Source organism: Xanthomonas hortorum, assembly GCF_040279205.1.
GTDB lineage: Bacteria > Pseudomonadota > Gammaproteobacteria > Xanthomonadales > Xanthomonadaceae > Xanthomonas > Xanthomonas hortorum_F.
On sequence record NZ_JBEOLS010000060.1, the window covers coordinates 1 to 18,210 of the forward strand.

The following is an 18,210-nucleotide window of genomic DNA, read 5'->3' on the forward strand; positions in this document are numbered from 1 at the left end:
CGGCGCGGGGTTTTTGAGCGCCATCGGGGGGGGCGGGGTGGGGGGTTTTAAAAGGTTTTTAAAAACCGTCTGGTTTCGCACGAGGGGGTTTTTGTTTGTGTTTGGCCGCCGGGGGGGCCCCACCGAAGCGGCCGGCAACTTCGGCCTCAATACCGCTTACACCCACGTGCGCGATTACCGCCGCCCCACCGTGGTCGGTGGCCCGTTGCAGGATTACGCCGGCAGCAACCTCGGTCCCTCGTTGCCGCGCAACAAGGCGACCACCACGCTGGACTGGAATCTGGGCACCGTCAGTGCGGCGCTGACCTGGTACTACACCGGCGGCTACGACCAGAAGGCCAGCGCGGCAGCGAGTGCATTGCAGTCGCGCGTGGGCGACTACAACCAGTTCGATCTGTATCTGGGCTACACCGGTATCGACAAGCTCACGCTCTACGCCAAGATCGAGAATCTGGCCGACAAGCAGCCGCCGGTGGATGCCTCGTTCCCGGGTATTCGCGCGCCGTACGACTTCACCCAGTACGACCTGCGTGGGCGCTATTTCACCGTGGGCCTGGACTATCGCTTCTGATCGGCGCTCGCACGGCCCGTGTGCGGCCGTGCGATGGTGGCTGTGTGCTCGCCAGCGTCGTGCATCAACCCAATCGCGGTTTACCCCGGACACTTTATTCAAGGAACTACGATGACCTCTTCGCAGCACGCCTGGCTACTCGCCCTGGCATTCGTCGCGCCTGCCCTGGCCGCACAAACTGCGGAACAACCCGCCGCACTGCCGGGTTACGACACCGCTGCCGCACAGGCGCAACGCGCGCTGGAAGCACGTTTCGATAGCGGCTTGGAGGACGCCGATTATCGCGGCTGGTTGAAGCAATGGTCGTCGGCGCCCAATCACGTTGGCTCGCCGCATAACCTGGAGAACGCCCGCGATCTGCAAAACCGCCTGCGCGGCTATGGGTGGGATGCGCGCATCGAAACCTTCGAAGTGTTGTGGCCTTCGCCCAAGACCTCGCAGCTGGAATTGCTCGGCCCCAAGCCCTACGTCGCGCGTCTCAAGGAGCCGCCGCTGCCGGGCGACAGCACCTCCACCCAGACCGAAAACGTGCTGCCACCGTATGTGATCTACGGCGGCAATGGCGATGTCACCGGCGATCTGGTCTACGTTAATTACGGCATCGCCGAAGACTACGAAGCGCTGGCGCGCAACGGCGTGGATGTGCGCGGCAAGATCGTCATCGCCCGCTACGGCAAGGGCTGGCGCGGGCTCAAGCCGCGCTTGGCGCAGGAGCATGGCGCGATCGGCGCGATCATCTATTCCGATCCGCGCGACGACGGTTATTTCCAGGATCGGGCCTATCCGGATGGCCCGGCGCGCAACCAATGGAGCGTGCAACGCGGCTCGGTCGCCAATTTCGCGATCTATCCCGGCGATCCGCTGACCCCGGGCGTCGGCGCCAGCAAGGGTGCCAAACGCCTGAAGATCGACCAGGCCGGCAGCGTGTTGAAGATCCCGACCCTGCCGATCAGTTGGGGCGACGCGCAACCCTTGCTGGCCGCGCTGGGCGGGCCGGTGGCACCGGAGGACTGGCGCGGCGCGCTGCCGATCACCTACCGCATCGGCGGCGAGGCCACCGCGCGCGTGCATCTGAAGGTCGATGCGGAGTGGGGCAGCAAGACCATCTACAACGTCATCGCCACCCTACGAGGTAGCGAGTATCCGGACCAGTGGGTGGTGCGCGGCAATCACCGCGACGGCTGGGTGTTCGGTGCGGCCGATCCGCTCTCGGGTACCACCGCATTGCTGGCCGAAGCCAAGGCGATTGGCGAACTGGCCAAGCAAGGCCAGCGCCCCAAGCGCACGCTCGTGTATGCCAGTTGGGATGGCGAAGAAGCTGGCCTGCTCGGCTCCACAGAGTGGGCCGAACAGCACGCCGACGAACTGCGCCGCAAGGCGGTGCTGTACGTCAACACCGATGGCAACGGACGCGGCTTTCTCAATGCCGGCGGCAGCCATGCGCTGCAACGCCTGGTCAACGGGGTGGCGGCGGATCTGCGCGACCCCGACAGCGGCGTGAGCGTGCTCGAACGGCAACGCGCACGTGCCCGCATCGACGCGCTGGCACCCACCGCCAAGCCGGCGCAAAAAGACATCGCCAAGCAGCTCGCGGCCGGTGGCGATGTGCCGCTCAAGGCGCTGGGCTCGGGCAGCGACTACAGCCCGTTCCTGCAGCATCTTGGGCTGGCGACGCTGGATCTGGGCTATGGCGGGCAGGGCGGCGGTAGCGGCGTCTATCACTCGCTGTACGACTCCTACGATTATTTCGCGCGCTATATCGATCCGGACTTCAGCTATCTGCCGCTGTTGTCGCAGACGGTCGGCCGCACGGTGCTGCGCGTCGCCAACGCGCCGGTGTTGCCGCAACGCTTCGGCGACTTCGCCGACGCGGTGGCCGGCTACGCGCAGGAGCTCAAGCAGCAGGCCGACAGCGACCGCACTGCCGCCCGCACCCAGGCCGAGTTGTTGCAGGCCGGTGCCTATGCCGCCATCGATAACCCGAACCGGCCGCAACGCGCCCCCGAGCCGAAAGCCGCGGTGCCGCAGATCGACTTTGCCGCACTGGATCAGGCCATTACCCGCCTGCAGGCCAGCGCCAAGCGCTACGACGATGCGCTGGCATCGCGCGGCGGCAGCCTGGATGCACGCGTGCGCGGCAAGCTCAATGCCTCGCTGCAGCGCATCGACCAGACCCTGTTGGCCGAAGGCGGTTTGCCGGGGCGGCCGTGGTACCGGAACCTGATCTATGCACCTGGGCTTGCCACCGGTTACGAGGTCAAGACATTGCCGGGTATTCGCGAAGCGCTGGAAGACCGGCGTTGGGAAGATCTGAGCAAATACATCGTGCAGACCGCCGCAGTGCTGGATCGGTATCGCGAGGCGATCGATCGCAATACCGCGTTGATTGAAAGCTAGGCAGCGAGCGCGGGCACGTGTCATCCGTGTGGGAGCAAGCTGCGTCGCACACCCTTTGGAATGCGCCTGTAGCGACATGTCTACATTGCCCAGCGTGCGCCCACAAAAAAGCCGCCCCGAAGGGCGGCTTTTTCTTTCAGTTCACCGCATGCCTAAGCGCCGGTCGCACCGGCGCACAGGATTCAGCGCGTGCCGCTCGGACGCTGACCACCACGGCCACCATCGCGACGGCCTGCGCCGGCACCGGCAGCAACACCGGCCTGACGCGGCCCGCTGCTGCGCTGGCCACCCGGCTTCTTCGGGCCGGCATGCGCATGCGCCTGACGCGGTGCATCGCCATGCGGACGACGGGCGTGGCTCTTGCGCGGCGCGCGATCGCCACCCGGCTGTTCGGCACGGCCCGGGGCGCTGTTGCCCCAGCGGATCGGGGTCTGCGGCTCGTAGCCCGGCACGTCACGGATTTCAACATCGCGGCCCAGCATGCGCACGATCTGGCGCAGCAGCTTGGCTTCGTCCTGCGCCACCAGCGAGATCGCCTCGCCGGTGGAGCCGTTACGGCCGGTACGGCCGATGCGGTGCACGTAATCCTCGGCCACCATCGGCAGGTCGTAGTTGATGACCTTCGGCAGCTCGTTGATGTCGATGCCGCGCGCGGCGATATCGGTGGCCACCAGCACGGTCACGCGGCCGGCCTTGAAGTCGCTCAGGGCACGCATACGCTGACCCTGGCTCTTGTTGCCGTGGATCGCCGCGGTCTTGATGCCGGATTTTTCCAGGAACAGTGCCAGCTTGTCGCTGCCATGCTTGGTACGCGCGAAGACCAGGGTCTGCTCGCGGCTGTCCTGTGCCAACAGGTGCAGCAGCAGGTCGCGCTTGCGGGCGCCATCGACCGGGTGCACGCGGTGGGTGATGCTCTCGGCCACGGTGTTGCTCGGGGTGACCTGGATCTGCATCGGGTTGCGCATGAATTCCAGCGCCAGCTGCTTGATGTTCTCTTCGAACGTGGCCGAGAACAGCAGGGTCTGACGGTCCTGGCGCGGCAGCTTGGTCAGGATGCGCTTGATCGACGGCAAAAAGCCCATGTCGAGCATGCGGTCGGCTTCGTCCAGGATCAGCACTTCGATGCCGGACAGGTCCACGCTGCGACGCTCGATATGGTCGATCAGCCGGCCCGGGCAGGCGATCAGCAGGTCTACGCCACGACGCAGGGTGTCGAGCTGGTTGCCCATGCCCACGCCGCCGTAGATCACCGCGCTGGGAATGCGCAGGTACTTGCTGTAGCCGCGCAGGCTGTCATGCACCTGGGTGGCCAGCTCACGGGTGGGGGTCAGGATCAGCGCGCGCGGCTTGCGCGGGCCATTGACCGGCTGCGGCGTGGTGCCCAGGTGCTGCAGCAGCGGCAGGCCGAACGCGGCGGTCTTGCCGGTACCGGTCTGTGCGCCGGCCAGCAGGTCGTGACCTGCCAGCACCAGCGGGATCGCCTGCTGCTGGATCGCGGTGGGGGTTTCATAGCCCTGCTCGGCCAACGCGCGCAGCAGGAAGGGCGCAAGGCCCAGGGATTCAAAAGACATCAGGAAGCTCCAAGTAAAGCGTCGCCACCAGGCAGAGCCCGGAGCGCAGACGCATTGCAGATGCAAAAAAGTGAGGCTCGGAGCGTTCCCGTGAACCGCGCTGCGAGATGGTGGAACAACCCAATCAAAGAGCGATGGGTTTGTCGGCACCACGAAAGGCGTCGGGTGGGGCGGGCGAGCGGATCGATCGATCCTGGCCTCGCCGGCTGTCCCTAAGGGAAACGGACGGCCGCATGCAGACCCGGCAAGTGTACGCGCGTTTGGCGCGCTGCACAAAAGGCGAGTTCATCGGTTGGGCTACGGGTCAGTTGTTTCAACTGCAACCAGTGTTGCAGCAGGCCGTACAATCGGCCGATCAGCCACAGCACAGGATGGTCATGAAGCTAGGTTCCCTGAAGGAAGGCGGCCGCGACGGCAGCCTGATCGTGGTCTCGCGCGATCTGCGCACGGCGGTGCGCGCCACCGGTATCGCGCCCACGCTGCAGCGCGCGCTGGAAGACTGGAGCAATGTCGCGCCGCGCCTGAATGCCTTGTCGGCCTCGCTCAACGAGGGTAGTGCCGATGGCGTGTTCGATCTGGATCTGCAGGCGCTGGCCGCACCGTTGCCGCGCGCCTACGAGTTCGTCGATGGCAGCGCCTACCTGCCGCATGTGGAGCGGGTGCGTCGTGCGCGCAATGCCGAGGTGCCGGAGAGCTTCTACACCGACCCGCTGATGTATCAGGCCACCAGTGCCGGGTTCTACGGCCCCCGCGACGCCATCAAGGTGATCAGCGAGGAGCACGGCATCGATCTGGAAGCCGAGCTGGTGGTGATCACCGACGATGTACCGATGGGCGCATCGCCCGAGCAGGCCGCTGCGCACATCCAGCTGGTTGGCCTGGTCAACGACGTGTCGCTGCGCAACCTGATTCCGGCCGAGCTCGCCAAGGGCTTCGGTTTCGTGCAATCCAAGCCGCGCTCGGCGCTGTCGCCAGTGTTCGTCACCGTGGACGAGTTGGACGAGGCATGGCGCGACAACAAGGTGCATCTGCCGCTGGTCACCCACGTCAACGGCACCTGGTTCGGTGCGCCGGAAGCCGGCAACGACATGCAGTTCGACTTCGCCCAGTTGATCGCCCACGCTGCCAAAACGCGGCCGCTGTCGGCCGGCACCATCGTCGGCTCCGGCACCATCGCCAATCAGGACACCACGCTGGGCGCCTCGTGTTTTGCCGAACAGCGCGTGGTGGAAACCTTGCGCGACGGCAAGCCGAGCACGCCGTTCATGTCCTTCGGCGACGTGGTGCGGATCGAAATGTTCGATACCGATGGCATCAGCATCTTCGGTGCGATCGAACAGCGCGTCGAACGTCAGCCGCTGCCATGACATCGGCAAAGGCGTCAGCGAAGGTCGCTACGAACAACTGCACGCGGGGCAGGGCATGAGCGCGCCACTGGAATTGTTTTCGTACTGGCGCTCCAGCGCCGCGTATCGTGTGCGCATCGGCCTGCAGTTGAAGGCGCTGGCCTACATCGCGCATCCGGTGCACCTGGTGCGCGATGGCGGCGAGCAACACGCGCCGGCGTATGCGCAACTCAATCCGCAGGAACTGGTGCCCACGTTGCGGCATGGCGCGGTGTTGATTCCGCAGTCGCTGGCGATCCTGGAATATCTGGAAGATGCGTTCCCGGACAGTGCGCGGTTGCTACCCACCGCGCCGGCCGCGCGCGCCCGCGTGCGTGCATTGGCGCAGGTCGTCGCTTGCGACGTGCATCCGCTCAACAACCTGCGCGTGACCCAGTTTCTAGAGCGCGAATGGCAACTTGATGCCGTGCAACGCCAGCGGTGGACGCAGCACTGGATGCAGTGCGGTTTCGCCGCACTGGAAGCGCAGCTGGCCAACGATCCGCAGACGGGCGAATTCTGCCACGGCGACACGCTGGGCCTGGCCGATTGCGTGCTGATTCCGCAGCTCTACAACGCGCGCCGTTTCGCCGTCGATCTGACGCCGTATCCAACCCTGCAACGCATCGAACAGGCCTGCCTGGCACTGCCGGCGTTCGATGCGGCGCGGCCGGAAGTGCAGGTGGACGCGCAGGCGTCGGGCGGCTGATTCTTCGCGTTGTCGTGAAAGGACAGCTGCCGCCAGAGAAGAGCCGTAGACAAGAGAAGACCGCAGCAAGATCCGAAGTGTTGCCGACGATGTCAGCGTCGCTGCAGACCGGCAGGGAGATAGCTGCGCATCACGCAGGCAGCAGGCCGGCCACGCGGTAGCTGTCGATCAGCGTGTCGTAGAGCGACAGGTCGGCGCGGCTGCGCGCAACCAGCTGCGCACCGGCAACAGCGGCGAAGATGGCGCGCGCGCGTTGTTCGTTCTGCGCTGGAGTAGCCATGGATGCAGCAGACAGCAGCTTGACCAGCCACGCCACATTGATATCGGTGAAGGTCTGCACTTCGATCTTCACTGCATCCGGCAAGTCGTCGTATTCGGCGGCCATGAAGCTGCACAGGCACATGCGGTTATCGCGCTCGAGCGATTGGCGAAAGATGGCGGGATACCGGCGCAAGGCAGCCTGCGGATCCGCCGACTCGGCCACGAACGTTTCCAAGGTCTGTGCCGTGTCTTCCCAGTAGCGTTTCGCCACGGCCGCACCCAGATCTGCCTTGCTCGGGAAGTGGTAGTAGATGCTGGCGCTCTTGATGCCCACGGCCTCGGCAAGGTCGCGGAAATTCAACCCGCCATAGCCGTGCGCCTGCGCGGTGCGGGCGGCGGCGGCCAGAATGGCTTCTTTCGCGTTGGGTGCACTCACAGGACCTCTCTTCGTTTTGCTGCCAAGGATGTGGCAAGCGGAAGTCTAGGCGGAAGAAAGTTGCCTGCCAACTGATAGATAGTTGTTGACACGCCGGGCAAGCCGATCTAACTTGAATCTACCAACTGATAGGTAGATATACAGATGAGCATCGACTTACCCAATCTCAGCGTCGCCACCGCAACCTCCATGACCATTTACGATTGGCCAACCGGCCCTTATCCGGCGCGCGTGCGCATCGCCCTGGCCGAGAAACAGCTGCAAGCGCGGGTCAGGTTCGTCGCGGTGGATCTTTGGAAAGGCGAGCACAAGCGCGCCGAATTCCTCGCCAAGAACTACTCGGGCACGCTGCCGGTCCTGGAGCTGGACGATGGGACCTTCATTGCCGAATGCACCGCGATCACCCAGTACCTGGATGCGCTGGATGGTGCCTGCATCCTTACCGGCAACACGCCGCGCTAGAAGGGCGTGATCCACATGATGAGCAAGCGCGCCGAGTTGGAACTGCTCGACCCGATCAGCGTCTACTTCCATCACGCCACTGCAGGGCTGGGACCGGAAGTCGAGCTCTACCAGAATGCCGAGTGGGGGCTGCGCCAGCGCGACAAGGCGCTCAAGGGCATGCAGTATTTCGACTCCATCCTGACACAGCAGCCCTTCATCGCCGGCAGCGCGTTTTCGATGGCGGACATCACCGTGATCGGCGGATTGATCTTTGCCGAGCTTGTGGAACTTGCCGTGCCGGCGCACCACGAAGCGCTGCACGCGTGGTACGCGAGGATGCAGGAGCGCCCCAGCGTGCAGAATCGCGTGAGGATGTCCGAGCCGGTGAGCGCTGCGACATAACGATTGCAGGGAGCCGTCACTGCGGTGTCGTTGGGCGCAGTCAGCTGCGCACGGCATCGCCTACAGCGATGGAGATGCGAGACCGACCCAGCAGGCGCGCCGGCTCGGGCGCGCTATTTGTCTCAAACAAACCCGTGGCTGATCTTGGGCGCCGCTGCCGTTTCGTAATCCGCATACGGGTCGTGCTCGCCGGAGCCGCCTTCGGACAGGCGGAATTTCAGCGCCAGACCATCGCGCGAGTCGGCGGCGCGCAGCGCTTCCTCCTGCTCGATTTCGCCGGATTTGACCATGCGGAACAGGCATTGGTCGAAGGTCTGCATGCCTTCTTCCAGCGACTCTTCCATCGCCGCCTTGACCTCGTGCACCTGCCCGCGTCGCAGCAGGTCGCGAATCATCGGGGTGTTGAGCAAGACTTCGGTGGCGGGGCGGCGGCGTCCGTCCTGGCCCTTGACCAAGCGCTGGGAGACCACCGCACGCAAATTCAGCGCCAGATTCATCAGCACGTTCTTGTGCGCGCTTTCCGGGAAGAAATTGAGAATGCGCTCAATGGTCTGGTCGGCGTTGTTGGAATGCAGCGTCGCCAGACACAGGTGACCGGTTTCGGCAAATGCAATCGCTGCCTCCATGGTCTCGGCATCCAGGATTTCGCCGATCAGGATCACGTCCGGCGCCTCGCGCATCGCGTTCTTCAGCGCGCTCTGAAAGGTGTGGGTATCCAGGCCGACTTCGCGCTGGTTCACGATCGACATCTTGTGCTTGTGCAGGTATTCGATCGGGTCCTCAATGGTGAGGATGTGCCCGGTGGTGGTGCTGTTGCGATGGTCAATCATCGAGGCCAGCGAGGTCGACTTGCCGGAACCGGTCGAGCCGACCAGCAGCACCAGGCCGCGCGGCGTCATGATGACGTCCTTGAGCACCTGCGGCAGATTGAGCTCTTCGATGCTCGGGATCCGGCTGCGGATGGCGCGGATCACCATGCCCGCTTCGCCGCGCTGCTTGAACACGTTCACACGGAAGCGTCCGGCGTCGGGCAGCGAGATGGCCATGTTGAGTTCCAGGTCGCGCTCGAACTGCGGCACCTGGCCCTCGTCCATCAACGAGTAGGCGATTTTCTTGACCATCCCCGGCGGCAACCCCGTATTGCCAAGCGGGTAGAGCTTGCCTTCGATCTTGATGTACACCGGCGCACCGGTGGTCAAAAACATGTCCGAGGCATTCTTTTCGGTCATCAGCTTCAGGAAGTAGCCGATATCCATGCGCAATGGTTCCCCAACAAACAGCAGCGTCTCGTTGCAAGTCCGCCGCAGGCTTCCGACAATGGCCGTGCTCGAGACTTCTCGCTACGGCTCCCCTAATGACGGCTAGCTTCGCATACTTGCGGCGATCCCTGTATGGCATCGCCTGTTTCATGGTTCTTTCCTCTCCCGCCACCGCCCAGGTGGCACCGGAGCTCACCGCCGCCGAACAGGCCGTGCAACGCGCCACCCAGGCCGATGCCGACCAATACGCCCCCGATCTGGTCAATCTGGCCCGACAGGAATTGATGCAGGCCCAGCAGGCGCAACTGGACAAGCGCCAGCGCAAGCAGGTGCCGCAGATCGCCTTGCGCGCTGCTGCCGATGCCGACCTGGCCAAGGCACGCAGCGAAGAGGCGGTGGTCAGCGCCCAGCTGGAACAGCGCCGCAAGGAAGTGGCGCAGCTGCAGAACAGCCTCAACACCGGGGAGGGCGGCCGATGAAACTGCGTCCTCTTCTCTATATCGGTGTAATGAGCCTGGCCACACTGCCGTCGCTGGCAATGGCCGCCAAGGACGACCCGCAGGCCGACGCGCTCAACCGGCGCCTGGCTGCGCTGCAGAACGACCCGCAGACCAATGAACTGGCCCGCTTCGAGCGGCTGCAGGCGCAGCAGATCGTGGCGGCGCTGGCCGAAGCCAAGCGCCGCGACCGCGACGAACTGGTATTTCTGGCCGACCGCCGGGTCGAAATCGCCGAACGCACCGCCCGCACCGCACTGGCACGGCGCGAGCTGGACCGGCTGGAAGGCACCCGCAACGATCTGCTGATCGAAGCCAGCCGCCGGGATGCGTCGCGTGCGCGGCAAGAGGCCGAGCGTCTGCGCGTGCAGGCGCAGATCCAGGCCGAAGAGGCCGAGCGCATGCGTCAGGCGGCCGAGCAGGAAACCCTGGCCCGCCAGGACGCCGAGCTGGCGCTGACCAGCGTGGCCGGCAAGCAGACTGCCAAGCTCAATGCGGCCCAGCAGAAAGCCGTGCAACTGGCGCACGAAGAAGCCGAACTGGTGTCCGGGGCCAAGTTGCCCTCCGCCAGGTTCGAACCCCGCGGCGAAGTGTTTTCGTTGGGCAGCGGCGCGTTCGGCGGCAAGACCGCGCTGTCTGGCGATGCTGCAGGGCAGGCCAAGGCGTTGGCCGAATATCTGAACATCGGCAAGAAGGGTCGGGTGAGCATAGTCGGCTTCGACAGCGATGCAGCCACCGCCAAGAAGCGAGCCGAAGCGGTGCGCGATGCGCTGGTCGCCGCCGGGGTGGCCAGTGCACGCTTGCAGGTCAGCGGGACCAAGGCTGCTGCCAGCAAGACGCGCGCTGCCGAGGTGGTTGTCTCGCCGTAATGCAAGTGGTTGGAAGTTAAGGTCTTTTAACCCGGGCATGACGCCCGGTTGAACCGCGGTCACTGATTGACACAGGGAACGGCAAAAGCAGCCGTTCTGGCCTTGAACCCCCTCCGCGACCGGCGTAGGGTCGTACTCCCGGGCAGCACTCCGCTGCCTGGAAGTACGGAGGGCCGGGCCAGTGACGCAAGGGCACGCAATAACGCAATTCGGTGGGAAGGTTGTTGGTTCCGCCAGTGCGCCTGCCATTGTGATCCGCGAGTCTTCCATCCCCAAGCTGCGCCCCGTGCCATCCGTGGCCGGGGCGTTCTTGTTTTAAGTGAAGGAGGTAACGCCATGTTCGAAGGGCAACCGCAGACCGAAATCGACGCATTGGTCAAGTCCGATCCCGAGTTCAAGCAGCTGTACCAACGCCACAAGCTCTTGAACAAGAAATGCATGGATGCCGAACTCGGGGTGCTCCCGATCGACGACGTGACCTTGGGCCAGATGAAACGCGAGAAATTGCAGGCCAAAGAAAAGCTCACCCGGATGTACGACCAGCTCACGCACTGATCCTTCCCCACATCCAGAACAAGTTCACCGCCGCGGGCGGTGGCAGCCTCCTCGTCGGCTCGCCACCGTCCGCGTCTTTATATGTGCGGCCGTTGGAGCGGCGGCTGAGCACGCTCGTTCATAGGCGAGCGCGATCGTTTCCAGTCTGAATGAGCATTCCCCAGCCGTTCGTCGGATAATGGGCGGCCTAGCCCACGCGGCGCAGCGACGATATCCCGATGGCGATCCACTCCTCCGTACTCGAACTGATCGGCAACACGCCGATCGTCAAGGCACAGCACCTGGACACCGGCGTCTGCGAGCTGTTCTTCAAGCTGGAGGCGGCCAACCCCGGGGGATCGATCAAGGACCGCATCGGCCTGTCGATGATCGAAGCGGCCGAGCAGCGCGGCGATCTGGCCCCTGGCGCCACGCTGGTCGAAGGCACGGCCGGCAACACCGGCCTGGGTCTGGCATTGGTGGCGCAGCAGAAGGGCTATAAGTTGATCCTGGTGGTGCCGGACAAGATGAGCCGCGAGAAGATCTTCAACCTCAAGGCCATGGGTGCCCAGGTGGTGCTGACGCGCTCGGACGTGGCCAAGGGTCACCCGGAGTACTACCAGGACCTGGCCGCCAAGATCGCCGCCGAGACGCCCGGCGCCTACTTCATCAATCAGTTCGGCAACCCGGACAACCCGGCCGCGCACGAATTCGGCACCGGCCCGGAAATCCTGGCGCAGATGGACGGCAATCTGGACGCGATCGTGTTCGGTTGCGGCAGCTCCGGCACCATGACCGGCCTGTCGCGCGCGTTCGCCACCGCCTCGCCGCATACCGAGCTGGTGCTGGCCGACCCGGTGGGTTCGATCCTGACCCAGTACATCGAAGAGGGCACCGTCAGCGAAAAGTCCGGCAGCTGGCTGGTCGAAGGCATCGGCGAGGATTTCCTGCCGGATATCTCCGATTTCTCGCGGGTCAAGAAGGCCTATTCGATCACCGATGCGGAAAGCTTCCACACCGCGCGCGAATTGCTGGCCAAGGAGGGCATCCTCGGCGGCTCGTCCACCGGCACCTTGCTGGCCGCGGCGCTGAAGTATTGCCGCGAGCAGACCACGCCCAAGCGCGTGCTGGTGTTCGTCTGCGATACCGGCAACAAGTACCTGTCCAAGATGTACAACGACTACTGGATGCTCGATAACGGTTTCCTGGAGCGCCCGCAGCACGGCGATCTGCGCGACCTGATCCTGCGCCCGTACAACAAGCGCGACACCGTGGTGGTCGGCCCGAAAGACCTGCTGACCACCGCCTATCAGCGCATGAAGCTGTACGACGTCTCGCAGTTGCCGGTGATCGACGACGGCGAGCTGGTCGGCATCGTCGACGAAAGCGACGTGCTGCTGCATGTGTACGGCGACGAGGCGCGTTTCCGCGACCCGATCTCCACCGCCATGGTCAGCAAGCTCGATCGCCTGGACGTCGCCTCCCCGATCGAAGCGCTGCTGCCGGTGTTCGACCGCGGCCAGGTCGCCATCGTCATGGACGGCAACCAGTTCCTGGGCCTGATCACCCGCATCGACCTGCTTAACTACCTGCGCCGCCGCGTGCAGTGATCGCGCAAGCCGCGCGTGTCAATGAGACGCGCGGCATTGGCCGTTCAGACCTGCTTGTTACAATTCGCCACTTTTTCCGGGAACCTCCATGTCCAATCGCACCACAACCAGCCACGATGGCGAGCGCGAACTCTCGCTTGCCACGCTGGCGATCCATGGAGGGCAGTCGCCGGACCCCAGCACCGGGGCGGTGATGCCGCCGATCTACGCGACGTCCACCTATGCGCAGTCCAGCCCGGGCGAGCATCAGGGCTTCGAGTATTCGCGCACCCACAACCCTACGCGATTTGCCTATGAGCGCTGCGTCGCGTCGCTGGAAGGCGGCACGCGTGCGTTCGCATTCGCCTCCGGCATGGCCGCGACCTCTACGGTGATGGAGTTGCTGGACGCCGGCAGCCATGTGGTAGCGATGGACGACCTGTACGGCGGCACCTTCCGCCTGTTCGAGCGCGTACGCCGCCGCACCGCCGGCCTGGATTTCAGCTTCGTCGATCTGACCGACCCGGCCGCCTTCGAAGCCGCGATCCGCCCCGGCACCAAGATGGTGTGGATCGAAACCCCGACCAACCCGATGCTCAAGCTGGTGGACATCGCCGCCATTGCTGCCATCGCGCGCAAGCACGGCCTGCTGATCGTGGTCGACAACACCTTCGCCTCGCCGATGCTGCAGCGCCCGCTAGCGCTGGGCGCCGATATCGTCGTCCACTCGGCCACCAAATACCTAAACGGTCACTCCGACATGGTCGGCGGCATTGCGGTGGTCGGCGACAACGTAGAGCTGGCCGAACAAATGGCTTTCCTGCAGAACTCGATCGGCGGCGTGCAAGGTCCGTTCGACAGCTTCCTCGCCCTGCGCGGGCTCAAGACCCTGCCGCTGCGCATGCGCGCGCACTGCGAGAACGCACTGGCGCTGGCGCAGTGGCTGGAAACCCACCCCGCGATCGAAAAGGTGATCTACCCCGGCCTCACCTCGCACCCGCAGCACGCACTGGCCAAGAGTCAAATGTCCGGCTTCGGCGGCATCGTCTCGATCGTCCTCAAGGGCGGCTTCGATGCGGCCAAGCGTTTTTGCGAACGCACTGAGCTTTTCACTCTGGCCGAATCGCTCGGTGGCGTGGAAAGTCTGGTGAATCATCCCGCCGTTATGACGCATGCTTCAATTCCTGTGGCTCGCCGCGAACAGCTTGGTATCAGCGATGCGCTGGTCAGGCTGAGTGTGGGTGTTGAGGATGTTGGGGATTTGAAGGTGGATTTGGAGCGGGCGCTTGGCGGTATTTTTTCATGAATCAAATGATCTCCTCTTCCATCGCTGCGTCGGGTTCGCCGACGTCCATGGCGCGCAGCTTCTTCGGTAATCGCGTCCTCATCTACCAATTGGCCAAACGCGAAGTCATCAGCCGTTATCGCGGCTCGTTGATGGGTCTTGCCTGGTCGTTCTTCAATCCACTGCTGATGCTGGCTGTCTACACATTTGTGTTTTCGGTCGTCTTCAACGCACGCTGGGGCGTAGAAACGTCGAACAAGGGTGATTTCGCCATCATTCTGTTCGTTGGTATCCTGGTACACGGCATTTTTGCCGAATGCGTGAATCGCGCCCCCAGCCTGATCGTCGGTAACGCAAGCTATGTCAAGCGTGTTGTGTTTCCGTTGGAGACGCTTCCCTGGGTCGCAATGGGAGCTGCACTGTTCCACGCGTTGGTGTCGCTGGCGGTGTTGCTGCTTGCGCAGTTATTTATTCGCGGGGTTTTGCCGGTGACGGTGGTGTACCTCCCGTTAGTACTATTCCCGCTGGTGATGCTGACGATGGGTTTGGCCTGGATGCTGTCCGCGCTCGGCGTATTCGTACGTGACATCGGGCAAATGACCGGAATCTTGACCACGATCCTGTTGTTCCTGGCACCGGTTTTCTACCCGGTGACCTCGTTGCCCGAGGGTATCCGCAAGTGGATTTACCTCAACCCGCTCACTTTCATCATTGAGCAGTCGCGAAATGTATTGATATGGGACCTTCCGCCTGATTTCGCTGGGTTGGGTAAATACACCGTCTTTGCTGCGTTTTTTGCCTGGTTTGGCTATTTGTGCTTTCAGAAGCTGCGCCGAGGATTTGCCGATGTCATCTAAGCAATCAGTCCAAAGCGAAGCAGAGCTGGCTATCCGTGTATCGGATGTCACCAAGTGTTTCCAGGTCTACTCGCAGCCGCAGGATCGGCTCAAACAGGCAATTTTGCCGCGTCTGTCGCGCTTCCTGGGCAAGCCCGGTCATACCCACTATCGAGAGTTCTGGGCGCTGAAAGGCGTCAACTTCGAAGTGCGCCGTGGCGACACGGTGGGCATCATCGGGCGCAACGGTTCCGGTAAATCCACCCTGCTGCAGATCATCTGCGGCACCTTGCAGCCAACCACTGGCGAAGTCGCCGTGCGCGGGCGTATTGCAGCGTTGTTGGAACTCGGCGCGGGCTTCAACCCTGAATTCACCGGGCGCGAGAATGTGTACATGAGCGCCTCGATCCTCGGCCTGACGCGCGAGGATATCGATCGCAAATACGACGACATCGTGGCATTCGCCGACATTGGCGATTTTCTCGAACAGCCGGTCAAAACCTACTCCAGCGGCATGTATGTGCGATTGGCATTCGCGGTGATTGCTCACGTCGATGCCGATATTTTGGTGATCGACGAAGCGCTGGCGGTAGGTGATGCCATCTTTGTGCAGAAATGCATGCGCTTCCTGCGCAAGTTCCGCGAGAACGGCACGCTGCTGTTCGTCAGCCATGACACGTCCTCAGTACTTAATTTCTGCCAGAGCGCGGTGTGGCTCGATCGTGGTGAAATGCGGATGCACGGTACGGCGCAGGAAACATGCAATGCGTATATTGAGTATTGCTCCCAGGAAGTGTATGGCGACACGGTCAAGCTACAGTCGCGGCAGGCAGGGAAGAGCGAGCCAAAGGCACCGCCGGCAGTCCGTATTGAGAAGGACCTGAAGGTTGAGCTCTTCGACAACGTGGCCAACTCGGGTGGATGGCAATCTGGCGTTGCCAGCATCGACTCGGTGACCTTGTGCAATGATCAGGGCGAACCTTTCACTTCTTTTGCCGGTGGCGAAGATGTCTTGTTGAAGGTGCGGGCCACTGCCCACCAACCGCTGCAGAGCCCCCTGATTGGTTTTTTTGTAAAGGATCGGCTTGGACAATCGTTGTTCGGCGAACACACCTATACCTATGTGCAGCCGCCCATGCAGGTAGAGGCTGATACCGGCCTGGAAGCAGCATTCCGTTTTACTCTGCCGCTTCTGCCCAACGGCGAGTACTCCATGACGGTCTCCATTGCCGATGGCGATCCATACGCCAATACCCAGCACGCCTGGTTGCATGATGCGGTATTGATTCGTGTCGCCTCGCCGCGTTTGCGCTATGGGTTGGTGGGTATCCCGTTCGATGAGGTAACGATGAAACGGACGGAGGCAAGATCATGAGCAGCGTAGCTGCTCTGCCGTCGGTGACGGAGCGTCACGGATTCATTCCTCCATTGTTGACTGACGACCCGCGCATTTCCGTTGGTCGCTTCACTTACGGAAATCCACAATTTAAGGTGTGGAGCGAGGGTGAGCGCATTGATATCGGTGCATTTTGTTCGATCGCGGATGGTGTGCTCATCTTTGGCGGTGGCGAGCATCGCCTGGATTGGGTTACCACGTATCCGCTACGGATCGCACTGAACTCCCCGGGCGCAGGGCAGGACGGACATCCGCACACGAAAGGCCCCACCGTCATCGGCAACGATGTCTGGATCGGGCATGGCGCCATGGTGGTTTCCGGCGTCACTGTAGGTGATGGTGCGTGCATCGGGGCTGCCGCAGTCGTCAGCAAGGATGTGCCGCCTTATGCCGTTGTCGCGGGTAATCCGGCGCGTGTAGTGCGCATGCGCTTCGACGAACAGGTCATCGCGCAACTGCTGGAGATTCGCTGGTGGCAATGGCCGATCGAAAAGATCCGTGCATTCGAATCCCTTCTCTGCGCTGACGATATCAGCGCGTTTCTCGCTGCTGCCGCCTCGCAGAGTGACGAGTCCACTTCTCCTTTGGCCAACCAGACCGTTTGATGATCGACTTTTCACTATCTCCCAGTATGTTGATCGCTCCGCGATCAGTCCCTTTCAGCGCATGGCTGGGGCATGTCCCGTTCGCGTCGTGGCTTGTCGAGCAGCTTCGGCCGCGGTCGATCGTGGAGCTGGGGACGCATAGCGGTGCATCCTTCCTTGCCTTCTGTCAGGCGGTCGAGGAGCAGGAACTCACCTCGCGCGTGTTTGCAGTCGATAGCTGGGAAGGCGACGAACACGCCGGCTTCTATGGCGACGACATTTACAACGAGCTACGTGGTTATCAGCAGCGCAACTACCCCGGTATCTCCGAAATGCTGCGGATGCGCTTCAACGAAGCGCTGGAATACTTTGCTGACGACTCGATCGACTTGTTGCACATCGATGGGTTACACACCTATGAAGCGGTGCGCGAAGATTTCGAGACGTGGTTGCCAAAGCTTACCAGTTGTGGTGTTGTGCTATTTCACGACATCTGTGTGCGCGAGCGTGGTTTTGGAGTCTGGCAGTACTGGGCCGAAATCAGCCAGCAATATCCTGCATTCGAATTTACCCACACTCATGGGCTTGGTGTGCTGCTGGTTGGCGAACAACGTAATCCAGCTCTGTTAGAGCTTGCCGACACCGCTTCGGCGGGTGCGTTCGCACCGATTAATCGTTTGTTCGACGTGCTTGGGCGCAATGTCAAGAACATCGAGGAGCTTGAGCGCGTCTATGCAGGTCTGGCCGATGCGCGTGGTCAGGTTATGCATTTGACTCAGCAAGGACAGATGCAGCAGCAGCACGTACAACACTTGGAGCAGCAGTCACAGCAGCTGCAGCAGCAACTTCAGCAGCTGGAGCAGCAGGCACAGCAACACCTCCACGACCTGGAACGGCAGTCCCAGCAACACGCGTTGCATGTCCAGCAATTGGAGCAGCAGGTTCAGCAGTTTTCACAGGACTCGGCGGCGTCTGCAGAGCTGCAGCAGGCAGTTGCCGAGGAGCGCGCACAAGCGCTGAATGCAATCAAGGCGTTAGTGGTGCCACGTTTGGAGAGTAGTGAGCAAAAACTCGACAAGGTGTTGCTGCAACAACGTTGGTGGCGCCGTTGATTGGCAACTGAATTCACGCCATGTGCCTTGGCCGTAAGGTTGTTGCCAAGAGCACAAAAAGACCAGAGGGCTC

At 62.7% G+C, this 18,210-nt stretch carries 17 protein-coding genes and 1 pseudogene; 15 read left to right on the plus strand and 3 right to left on the minus strand.

The window, feature by feature from the left end:
- Nucleotides 1-118: 118 nt before the first annotated feature.
- Nucleotides 119-571 (plus strand): annotated as a pseudogene (locus ABS769_RS18495) (TonB-dependent receptor domain-containing protein); the annotation flags it as partial.
- Between the two features lie 111 nt (nucleotides 572-682).
- Nucleotides 683-2,968, plus strand: a complete 2,286-nt coding sequence (locus tag ABS769_RS18500; RefSeq protein WP_317060043.1) for a transferrin receptor-like dimerization domain-containing protein — start codon at nucleotides 683-685, stop codon at nucleotides 2,966-2,968.
- Nucleotides 2,969-3,150: 182 nt separating this feature from the next.
- On the opposite strand, the gene ABS769_RS18505 is transcribed toward ABS769_RS18500, so the two are convergent.
- On the minus strand, nucleotides 3,151-4,539 hold the full coding sequence (locus tag ABS769_RS18505) for a DEAD/DEAH box helicase (RefSeq protein ID WP_006450465.1): 1,389 nt from the start codon (nucleotides 4,537-4,539) through the stop codon (nucleotides 3,151-3,153).
- Between the two features lie 308 nt (nucleotides 4,540-4,847).
- On the opposite strand from ABS769_RS18505, the gene ABS769_RS18510 reads away from it, so the two are divergent.
- Together ABS769_RS18510 and maiA are read left to right on the plus strand one after the other, a co-directional pair.
- Nucleotides 4,848-5,906: a fumarylacetoacetate hydrolase family protein gene (locus ABS769_RS18510; protein ID WP_317060111.1), complete on the plus strand. Its 1,059-nt coding sequence runs from the start codon at nucleotides 4,848-4,850 to the stop codon at nucleotides 5,904-5,906.
- Nucleotides 5,907-5,961: 55 nt separating this feature from the next.
- Nucleotides 5,962-6,633: a maleylacetoacetate isomerase gene (gene maiA, locus ABS769_RS18515; protein ID WP_317060042.1), complete on the plus strand. Its 672-nt coding sequence runs from the start codon at nucleotides 5,962-5,964 to the stop codon at nucleotides 6,631-6,633.
- Between the two features lie 130 nt (nucleotides 6,634-6,763).
- Here maiA and ABS769_RS18520 read toward each other — a convergent pair whose 3' ends face one another.
- Complete coding sequence (locus ABS769_RS18520) at nucleotides 6,764-7,330, minus strand: TetR/AcrR family transcriptional regulator (protein ID WP_317060040.1); 567 nt, start codon at nucleotides 7,328-7,330, stop codon at nucleotides 6,764-6,766.
- A 144-nt stretch (nucleotides 7,331-7,474) separates the two neighbouring features.
- Between ABS769_RS18520 and ABS769_RS18525 the strand changes: the two genes are divergently transcribed.
- Both ABS769_RS18525 and ABS769_RS18530 read left to right on the plus strand, forming a co-directional pair.
- Nucleotides 7,475-7,792 carry a glutathione S-transferase N-terminal domain-containing protein gene (locus ABS769_RS18525; protein ID WP_317060039.1) on the plus strand — a complete coding sequence of 106 codons (318 nt, stop codon included), beginning with the start codon at nucleotides 7,475-7,477 and terminating at the stop codon, nucleotides 7,790-7,792.
- Nucleotides 7,793-7,828: 36 nt separating this feature from the next.
- Nucleotides 7,829-8,176 carry a glutathione binding-like protein gene (locus tag ABS769_RS18530; RefSeq protein ID WP_317060038.1) on the plus strand — a complete coding sequence of 116 codons (348 nt, stop codon included), beginning with the start codon at nucleotides 7,829-7,831 and terminating at the stop codon, nucleotides 8,174-8,176.
- Between the two features lie 122 nt (nucleotides 8,177-8,298).
- Here the strand turns inward: ABS769_RS18530 and ABS769_RS18535 are convergent, their stop codons facing one another.
- On the minus strand, nucleotides 8,299-9,432 hold the full coding sequence (locus ABS769_RS18535; RefSeq protein ID WP_006449645.1) for a PilT/PilU family type 4a pilus ATPase: 1,134 nt from the start codon (nucleotides 9,430-9,432) through the stop codon (nucleotides 8,299-8,301).
- Between the two features lie 98 nt (nucleotides 9,433-9,530).
- Here ABS769_RS18535 and ABS769_RS18540 point away from each other — a divergent pair, with 98 nt between their 5' ends.
- The 9 genes from ABS769_RS18540 to ABS769_RS18580 all read left to right on the plus strand — a co-directional run bounded on the left by ABS769_RS18540 (nucleotide 9,531) and on the right by ABS769_RS18580 (nucleotide 18,137).
- A complete protein-coding gene (locus ABS769_RS18540) occupies nucleotides 9,531-9,914 on the plus strand; it encodes a DUF4398 domain-containing protein (protein WP_317060037.1) in 384 nt (127 codons plus the stop codon).
- The gene (locus tag ABS769_RS18545; RefSeq protein ID WP_104549299.1) at nucleotides 9,911-10,801 is read left to right on the plus strand and encodes a hypothetical protein; all 891 of its coding nucleotides are present in this window, start codon (nucleotides 9,911-9,913) and stop codon (nucleotides 10,799-10,801) included. The genes ABS769_RS18540 and ABS769_RS18545 overlap by 4 nt, the downstream gene beginning before the upstream one ends.
- A 336-nt stretch (nucleotides 10,802-11,137) precedes the next feature.
- Entirely contained in the window at nucleotides 11,138-11,356 is a 219-nt protein-coding gene (locus tag ABS769_RS18550) for a YdcH family protein (RefSeq protein ID WP_002814034.1), read from the plus strand.
- Between the two features lie 218 nt (nucleotides 11,357-11,574).
- A complete protein-coding gene (locus ABS769_RS18555; protein WP_317060036.1) occupies nucleotides 11,575-12,945 on the plus strand; it encodes a pyridoxal-phosphate dependent enzyme in 1,371 nt (456 codons plus the stop codon).
- 88 nt (nucleotides 12,946-13,033) lie between these two features.
- Nucleotides 13,034-14,230: a cystathionine gamma-synthase gene (locus ABS769_RS18560; protein ID WP_350498225.1), complete on the plus strand. Its 1,197-nt coding sequence runs from the start codon at nucleotides 13,034-13,036 to the stop codon at nucleotides 14,228-14,230.
- On the plus strand, nucleotides 14,227-15,066 hold the full coding sequence (locus tag ABS769_RS18565) for an ABC transporter permease (RefSeq protein WP_350498226.1): 840 nt from the start codon (nucleotides 14,227-14,229) through the stop codon (nucleotides 15,064-15,066). Before ABS769_RS18560 ends, ABS769_RS18565 begins: the two co-directional genes overlap by 4 nt.
- Complete coding sequence (locus ABS769_RS18570) at nucleotides 15,056-16,420, plus strand: ABC transporter ATP-binding protein (RefSeq protein WP_350498227.1); 1,365 nt, start codon at nucleotides 15,056-15,058, stop codon at nucleotides 16,418-16,420. The genes ABS769_RS18565 and ABS769_RS18570 overlap by 11 nt, the downstream gene beginning before the upstream one ends.
- Entirely contained in the window at nucleotides 16,417-17,046 is a 630-nt protein-coding gene (locus ABS769_RS18575) for a CatB-related O-acetyltransferase (RefSeq protein ID WP_350498228.1), read from the plus strand. The genes ABS769_RS18570 and ABS769_RS18575 overlap by 4 nt, the downstream gene beginning before the upstream one ends.
- Nucleotides 17,046-18,137, plus strand: a complete 1,092-nt coding sequence (locus ABS769_RS18580) for a class I SAM-dependent methyltransferase (RefSeq protein ID WP_350498229.1) — start codon at nucleotides 17,046-17,048, stop codon at nucleotides 18,135-18,137. The genes ABS769_RS18575 and ABS769_RS18580 overlap by 1 nt, the downstream gene beginning before the upstream one ends.
- Nucleotides 18,138-18,210: the final 73 nt, after the last annotated feature.